Annotated in this window: 5 protein-coding genes and 1 pseudogene; 2 read left to right on the top strand and 4 right to left on the bottom strand. The window is 64.3% G+C overall.

Annotated features, from left to right (window positions below; all coding sequences use genetic code 11):
- Positions 1-202 (top strand): annotated as a pseudogene (locus MSIMFI_RS23325) (PE family protein); the annotation flags it as partial.
- Positions 203-215: 13 nt separating this feature from the next.
- On the opposite strand, the gene ppc reads toward MSIMFI_RS23325, so the two are convergent.
- Together ppc and secG are read right to left on the bottom strand one after the other, a co-directional pair.
- Positions 216-3047 carry a phosphoenolpyruvate carboxylase gene (gene ppc, locus MSIMFI_RS23320; protein ID WP_191499351.1) on the bottom strand — a complete coding sequence of 944 codons (2832 nt, stop codon included), beginning with the start codon at positions 3045-3047 and terminating at the stop codon, positions 216-218.
- A gap of 452 nt (positions 3048-3499) precedes the next feature.
- The gene (gene secG, locus MSIMFI_RS23315; RefSeq protein WP_163676457.1) at positions 3500-3733 is read right to left on the bottom strand and encodes a preprotein translocase subunit SecG; all 234 of its coding nucleotides are present in this window, start codon (positions 3731-3733) and stop codon (positions 3500-3502) included.
- Between the two features lie 874 nt (positions 3734-4607).
- Between secG and MSIMFI_RS23310 the strand changes: the two genes are divergently transcribed.
- A complete protein-coding gene (locus tag MSIMFI_RS23310) occupies positions 4608-5822 on the top strand; it encodes a PPE family protein (protein ID WP_191499350.1) in 1215 nt (404 codons plus the stop codon).
- A 52-nt stretch (positions 5823-5874) separates the two neighbouring features.
- On the opposite strand, the gene tpiA is transcribed toward MSIMFI_RS23310, so the two are convergent.
- Positions 5875-6660: a triose-phosphate isomerase gene (tpiA, locus tag MSIMFI_RS23305; protein WP_191499349.1), complete on the bottom strand. Its 786-nt coding sequence runs from the start codon at positions 6658-6660 to the stop codon at positions 5875-5877.
- On the bottom strand, positions 6657-7907 hold the full coding sequence (locus tag MSIMFI_RS23300) for a phosphoglycerate kinase (RefSeq protein ID WP_191499348.1): 1251 nt from the start codon (positions 7905-7907) through the stop codon (positions 6657-6659). The genes tpiA and MSIMFI_RS23300 overlap by 4 nt, the downstream gene beginning before the upstream one ends.
- Between the last annotated feature and the right edge of the window lie 4 nt (positions 7908-7911).

Here is a 7911-nt window from a genome sequence, read left to right as displayed (position 1 = left end):
CGGTGGGGCTGACGGGGTTGGGAGCGGCCATGGCAGCAGGGGCAACGACGGCTCCGGAGGAGACGGTGGCATAGGCGGCAATGCCCAGGTGGTCGGTGACGGCGGCAACGGAGGAAGCGCCGGCATCGGCGTGCCCGACGGGACCGGCGGTGCCCGCGGCGCAGGCGGACCGTTTTATGGCAAACCCGGAACGCACGGGTGACCGTCGCGGCCGGTTACCCGCTATTTCGCAGCGCGCTGGCCAGGCCGTTCATCGTCAGCAGGATGCCGCGCTGCACGAGGTCGTCGTCCTCGCCCGAGCGGTAGCGGCGCAGCAGTTCCACCTGAAGATGGTTCAGCGGCTCCAGGTAGGGGAAGCGGTTGAACACCGAACGCGCCAGGGCCGGGTTGTCGGCAAGCAGATCGTCGTCACCCGTGATGCGTTTGTACATGGCGATCGTTCGGTGGTGTTCGTCGGCGATCTTGTCAAACACTCTGTGCCGCAACGATTCATCGGCCACCAACTCGGAGTAGCACGCCGCCAGGCCCAGATCGCTCTTGGCCAGCACCTGCGCCATATTCGACAGCACGCTGCGGAAAAACGACCACCGCTGATACAGGTCGTGCAGGACTTCCACTCTCTCGCTTTCACTTTCGGGGCCGGCCGCGATCCACTGCTCAAATGCCGAGCCGGTGCCATACCAGCCGGGAAGCATCACCCGCGACTGGCTCCAGGCCAGCACCCACGGGATGGCACGCAGATCCGCGATAGACCGAGTTGGCTTGCGCGATGCGGGCCGGCTGCCGATGTTCAGCGAGCCGATCTCGCTGACCGGCGTTGAAGCCTGGAAATACTCGACGAAACCCGGTGTCTCATGGACTAATTCGGCGTACGCCCGTTGCGCCAGCGCGGCCACCTCCTCGAGCACCGCATAGGCCGGCTCGGCCGCGTCACCAAGGCCCTCGACATCCAGCAACGTCGATTCCAGGGTGGCGGCCAGCAGGCTCTCCAGATTGCGCCGGGCCATCTGCGGTTCGGCGTATTTGGCCGCGATCACCTCACCCTGCTCGGTAAGCCGCAACGAGCCATTCACCGCTCCCGGTGGTTGGGCCAGGATGGCCTGGTAGCTGGGACCGCCGCCGCGACCGACGGTGCCGCCGCGACCGTGGAAGAGCCGCAACCGAATTCCGGCCTTGCGGGCGGCTTCGGCCAGAGCGAGCTCGGCGCGGTAGACCGCCCAGTTGGCGGCCAGGTAGCCGCCGTCCTTGTTGGAGTCTGAGTAGCCGAGCATCACCTCCTGGGATCCGCCCCGGGCCACCACGAGGGCTCGGTAGAGCGGAAGGTCCAGCATCGCTTGCAGAATGGTCGCCCCGTTGTGCAGATCGTCGATCGTCTCGAACAGCGGCGAAATGCCGACCGGGCAGTACGGTTCGGTCCCGGAGGCGTCCAGGAGGCCGGCCTCCTTCAGCAGGATCGCCGCCTCCAACACGTCTGATACCGAACGACACATCGAGACGACGTAATTGGGTACCGCGGCGGGGCCGTAGGTCTCGACCGCGTGGTTCGCGGCGGCGACGATGTCCAGCTCGCTACGGGCCAGGTCGGACAAGCCCCCGCAAGCGAGAGGTACCCCCAGCGCCCGGACACCAACCAGCGGACGGCGCGTTGCCAGCTCGGCAACTAGCAGCGCGACCCGCTCATCTTCCGGCAACGAACGGTAATCCGGGTGCACGCCCGCCCACGCCAGCAGCTCGCCGACCACCTCCTCGTGCACGTCCGAGTTTTGCCGCAGGTCCAGGCCGCACAAATGAAAGCCGAAGACGTGCACTCCTTCACGCAATAGAGCCAGCCGGTCTTCGGCCAATAGCGCACTGCCGTGCGTACGCAACGACGCATCGATGGTGTCGAGATCGGCGCGCAGCTCGGCCGGCGTGGCGTACCGCGGCAATCCCAGGTCAAGCAGATGCTGCGGTTGTTGATCGAGGATTTCAACGGCCGTCGCGGTGAGGCGAGCGCGGATCCCCCGCAACGCCCGCCGGTAGGGCTCGTCGGCGCGAGCCTGGTCCTGGCAGCCGTTGGCCAGTGCGGCCACCTCGGGGGTAACGGTGAGCAGACGCGACGACATCGACAGCTCCTGCTCGAGGTGGTCGAGTTCGGCCAGGTAGTGCGACAAGGCGGTGAACGCGGCGCCACCGGTGGCCAGCCGCACCACGTCGGCGGTCACGTTAGGGTTTCCGTCGCGGTCACCACCGATCCAGGAACCCGGCTGCAAGATGGGCTCGGACAGCAGATCGGCCTCGGGCCAGCGGGCTCGCAACGCTTCCCGGACCTCCGCGTTGACCTGCGGGATCACCTCGAAGAACGCCGACGGGTACAACCGCAGCCCGACCGCGATCTCGTCACTGATCTGCAGTCGAGAGAGCCGGATCAGCGCGGTTTGCCACAGGGTGAGCACCTGGCGGCGCAACTCGAGTTCGATGCTACGGCCGCTGTCGGTCTCGGTGTGCCCCTCGGCGTGCAGCCGCATCAACTCGGTGATCCGGTGCTGAGTGACGAAGACGGTGCGCCGGCGGGGCTCGGTGGGGTGAGCGGTGATGACCGGGGAAACCAGGGCACCCTTTAGCGCGTCGACAACCGTGGCCGAATCCAATTGCGCCAGATCGAGTTTCGCGTACGTGGCGGCCAGGCTGGAGTCCTGCGGCGGCTCGCCGGCGGCGACGTGAATGCGGCGGCGCCGCTCCCGGTGGATGTCTTCGGCCACGTTGGCCAACAGCGCGAAGTGAGTGAAAGCGCGGATGACGGGTAGCGCTTGGTGGATATCGATGCCAGAGAACATCCGCGACATCTCGGCGCGATCGATCTCTGATCGCCGCACCCGGAAGGCTTCCACCCGCGCCCGCTCGACGAGGTCGAATATCTCGTCGCCATTTTGTTCGCGCACGGTGTCGCCGAGGACGGTGCCCAGCAACCTGATGTCGGCACGCATCGGCTCGGTTGCCTCGCGACCAAGCCGGGTCCGGTGGACGTCGCCGATCGGTTCGAGTGCGGCATCGGAAACCTCAACCATGGGTCCCAGTATCAGTGGCGATCGCGTACTCCGCTCGCGGGGCTCCCGTCGTCGGTTTGACACGTTTCATCACCGGCGTCTGGCTGGTGTCCATTACCGGAATAGCCCAGTTGATCAAGTACCGCCGACGGATGCAATTTCCTCAGGTTCGGACGATTTGGGACGCGGGGCCCTCAAAGGCGCATACCTCGTTGGCCTTCCAGCGCGTGGTGCAGGTCGAGGAAATCCACGTCGCCGACGTCATTGGCGACGTCACGCAGTGCGTTGGCTATCGCCGTGCGCTGGCAAGCCATCCGTCAATTCACGGAAGTTGCGGGGGCAATTGTCGTAGGTATTCGGATGCGGCGACGCAGGCATGCGCAATTATGCGGATGTACCGTGGCTGGTTCCCGCGATGCGGTTGTCCAGCAGCCCGATCTAAGCGCGCATCGACTCAGAAGCGTGATCGGGCGTTAGCGGTACTTGATCAGCAGGGCAATGCCGATGATGCTCACCAGCCAGATGCCGGTAATGAACAGCGTCAACCGGTCCAGGTTCTTCTCCACCACCGTCGACCCGGACAAGCTCGACTGCACACCACCGCCGAACAGCGTCGACAGGCCACCCCCCTTGGCACGGTGCAGCAGCACCAATAACACCACCAGCACACTGGTGACCACCAGGGTGATCTGCAGGGCCAATTCCATGTCCGGCAGCCTACCAAGCTCCGGACACGCCTCCAGGATCGCGATACGAGTGTTGCCGCTTGTTCAGTACCTCCATCTCCCGGTGTCCATCATCGGATTGCCCTTGCGCAATTGGTCGGCGGAAGTTTCGATAACGCCACACTTGGATGCGTTGAAAAGTGCAACCATAATTTCAGGCGACACAATCTCCCGTGCAAACTCATGGTGATTTGGAATCCCATCCCCCGGCGTCGGGTATGGCCACGGACTGAAAACCACTCGGGCCCGCTGTGCGTGCAAATAGCCAAAATGCCTGCGTAAAGCGACCATATTTCGGGCGTTGCTGCTGCCTAAAGCGGACTACCCACTCATGTACAAATTTTGTACATCGACACTCTCGGTTCCCGATATCGCAGTACTGTGTCTAAGGCTTGTACATTTGCCTGTCCAACCTTGTCGGACCAAGCCACACGAATTTAAATCATACCTCTAAGATAGTGTTGACCACAGCGACATTCCGTGAGATTCATGGTCCCGGAGAGAGCAATGGTCGGTTCCTGCCTCGACGCGAGCGAATCGCGTCGATGAGCGAGACGCGCCGGAGAGGATGTCGCTAATGGCATTGCGGGTGATTCCTGAAGGTCCAGCGGTAGCTAACTTTCCGTCGCCGGTTGCTCCCATACGAAAGTCGACGGCTTGTCCAGCGCCGGACACCGCGAGTGCCGCGGCACCCCGCGTAAGCGCCCTCATCGTCTGACCCCCTAGGGCAAACACAAATCGCACCCCCGGCGCCGGCCACCACACCCCTGGACGTGACCAGGTCCGGCGCGGGGTTCGTCTGCGCCCAGCTGGGCCGCGAACGTCACCACGACCACAGCCATGGAGGCATAGAGCAATGCTGACCGATTTCGCGATGTTACCGCCGGAAATCAACTCGGGGCTGATGTACGCCGGTCCGGGGTCGGGCTCGCTGCGGGCCGCCGCGGCGAGCTGGGCGCAGGTGTCTGCCGAATTGCAGTCCACAGCCGAGATCTACCGATCGGTGATCTCGGACCTCACCAGCTGCCAGTGGCTGGGTCCATCGTCGGTGTCGATGGCCGCCGCGGTCACCCCATACGTTGAGTGGCTGGAGGCAACCTCAGCGCAGGCGCAGCAAACGGCCCTGCAGGCTACGGCGGCGGCGAGGGGATTTGAACTGGCATTTGAGATGACGGTGCCTCCACCGATCATCGCGGCTAACCGCGCGCAGCTGCTATGGCTGAATGCAACCAATTTCTTCGGCCAGAATTCCACGGCGATCGCCGCCGCCGAATTCGCCTATGCGCAGATGTGGATCACCGATGCAATCGTGATGCACGATTATGCGGGCACCTCGGTGTCCGCAGTCACGTTGACGCCGTTCACCTCCCCGCAGCAGACGACCGACCCCGCTGGTCTACCCGCCCAGACCGCCGCGGTCACCAACGCTGCGGCCGGCGCCGTCGCCGACGACGGTAATTGGATCGGGAACCTACTAATAGAGATCGGAACTTTGCTGCTACCAATCGCGCCCGAGCTGACGCCCTTTTTCGTCGGGGCAGGCGAATTCGTCAACGCGTTGCCGTTCCCATCGCTCGTCAAGGACGATTTCACCTTTCTCGACGGAATAATGGCTTGGTACGCAACGGTCAGCTCCATCAACAACATAAACTCAATGGGTACCGGAATCATTGGGGCCGAGAAAAATTTGGGCATATTGCCCAACCTCGCGGCTCCCGCAGTCGAGGCTGCGCCGACCGGACTCGCCCCGCTGGCTAGCTCAGTCAAAGCCCTGAGCGATGCGGTATCTAAGGGCGGGTTCGGTATCGGACTTGGCGAGGTATCCGCGGGGTTGCGCCGCGCTGGCTGGGTGGGGCAATTGTCAGTACCGCCCAGCTGGACCACACCCACGGTCACCACGGTCAGGGCACTTCAGGGCACTCCAATGACCACGCTGCCGGCCGGCGACAGCGCGGCGCCCGGGATGCCCGGGATGCCTGGGGTAGCCGCGGCCGGGACCGGGCGCGCCGGCGTCGTGCCCCGATACGGTGTCACGCCTAGAGTGATGTCGCGCCCACTCGCGGGAGGTTGATGCATCAGCCCGCCGGTCAGTCAGCCCGACAACGTCGGCTCGTCATCGCGGCTCAGGGCAACGGACCACCGGCGGCGATCGCCGCCAGCGTCGCGAACTGCTCCCCGTCCAGCGACGCCCCTCCGACTAGGCCGCCGTCGATGTCTTCCTGTGCGACGAGGTCGCCGACGTTTTTAGCGTTCACCGATCCGCCGTAGAGCACCCGCACCGTGTCGGCAATCCCCGATGAGGTTAGCGACGCCAACTCGCTCCGGATCGCCGCGCACACCTCCTGGGCGTCGGCGGCGCTGGCCACCCTCCCGGTGCCGATGGCCCAGACCGGCTCGTACGCAATGACGACGGCACCAATCTGGTCGGCGGACAATCCGGCCAGCGAGCAGCGCAACTGTTCGACGTTGTGGCTCACATGATTTCCCGCCTCGCGGACATCGAGATGCTCACCGATACAGACGATCGGGGTCAGGCCGTTCCTGAGAGCGGCGGTCGCCTTGGCGGCGACCAGCGCGTCATCCTCGCTGTGGTAGGTCCGCCGCTCGGAGTGCCCAACGACGACGTAGCTGCAGCCCAGCTTGGCCAGGAAGACCCCACTGATGTCGCCGGTATAGGCACCGGAGTCGTGTGGCGACAAGTCCTGCGCCCCGTATGTCAATCGCAGTTTGTCACCGTCGACCAGGGTTTGCACGCTGCGCAGATCGGTGAACGGCGGGATGACCGTGACGTCGACTTTGTCGTAGTACTTGTCTGGCAACGAGAATGCGATCTTCTGCACCAGCGCGATCGCCTCGAAATGATTGAGGTTCATCTTCCAGTTGCCGGCAATCAGCGGCTTGCGGCTCACGAATTCCCGCCTCCCTTTTCTTGACCAGGCTGGGGCCCACTAAGCACCTCGACGCCGGGAAGCGTTTTGCCCTCCAGATATTCCAGCGATGCGCCGCCGCCAGTGGAGATGTGCGAGAACGCGCCTTCGGAGATGTCGAGAGCGCGCACCGCGGCAGCGGAGTCGCCACCGCCGACCACGCTGAAGGCGCCCTTGCCGGTCGCGGTGACGATCGCCTCGGCGACCCCTCTGGTGCCCGCCGCGTACGCGGGAAATTCGAACACACCCATCGGGCCATTCCAGAACACGGTCTTTGCGTTGGACAGCAACGTGGTGAACCGTTTGATCGATCCCGGGCCGATGTCCAGGCCCATCAAGCCGGCGGGGATGGCGTCAGCGGCCACCGTCTGTGGCGGCGATTTGGTGTCGAATTTTTCTGTGACCACGATGTCGACCGGCAGCCGCAGCACGTCCTCGTAGGTCTCCATCAACCTGCGGCAGGTTTCGATCATCTCGTTTTCCAGCAGCGACGTACCAACGGAAAACCCCTGTGCGGCAAGGAAAGTGAAGCACATGCCGCCGCCGATCACGATGCTGTCGGCCTTCGTCGCCAGCGACTCGATAACGCCGAGCTTGTCGGACACCTTCGATCCGCCCAGCACCACCGCATAGGGCCGCTCGGTCGAGCTGGTCAGCTGCTCCAGCACCCGAATTTCGTCGGCCACTAGGGTGCCCGCGTAATGCGGCAAGAGGGTGGCGATGTCGTACACCGAGGCTTGCTTGCGGTGCACCACGCCAAACCCATCGGAGACGAAAGCGCCTCCGGGCCAAACCAATTCAGCGAGCTTCTTGGCCAGGGCCAAGCGCTCACCGTCGTCCTTGCTGGTCTCGCGCTTGTCGAACCGGATGTTCTCCAGCAGCAGGATGTCGCCGTCGGTGAGTCCCTCGGCGCGAGCGAGTGCGTCGGTGCCAACGACATCGCCGGCCAACTGCACGTGCCGGCCCAGCTGCTCACTCAGCGCTGCGGCGACCGGCGCCAGCGACAGCTTGGGGTCGGGGCCATCCTTGGGACGGCCAAGGTGGGCGGTGACCACTACCTTGGCACCGGCATCGAGCAGCGCCTTCAACGTGGGTACCGACGCGGTGATCCGGCCTGGGTCGGTGATAGAGCCGCCGTCGTCGAGGGGGACATTCAGATCGGAGCGCACCAGCACACCGCGACCCGAAACACCTTCAGCCAGAAGGTCTTTTAGGTTATGGATTGTCACAGCT

This window comes from Mycobacterium simulans, from assembly GCF_900232995.1.
Lineage (GTDB): Bacteria > Actinomycetota > Actinomycetes > Mycobacteriales > Mycobacteriaceae > Mycobacterium > Mycobacterium simulans.
Note: the sequence above shows the minus strand (reverse complement) of the source record. Positions and strands in the feature narration are given on the sequence as shown.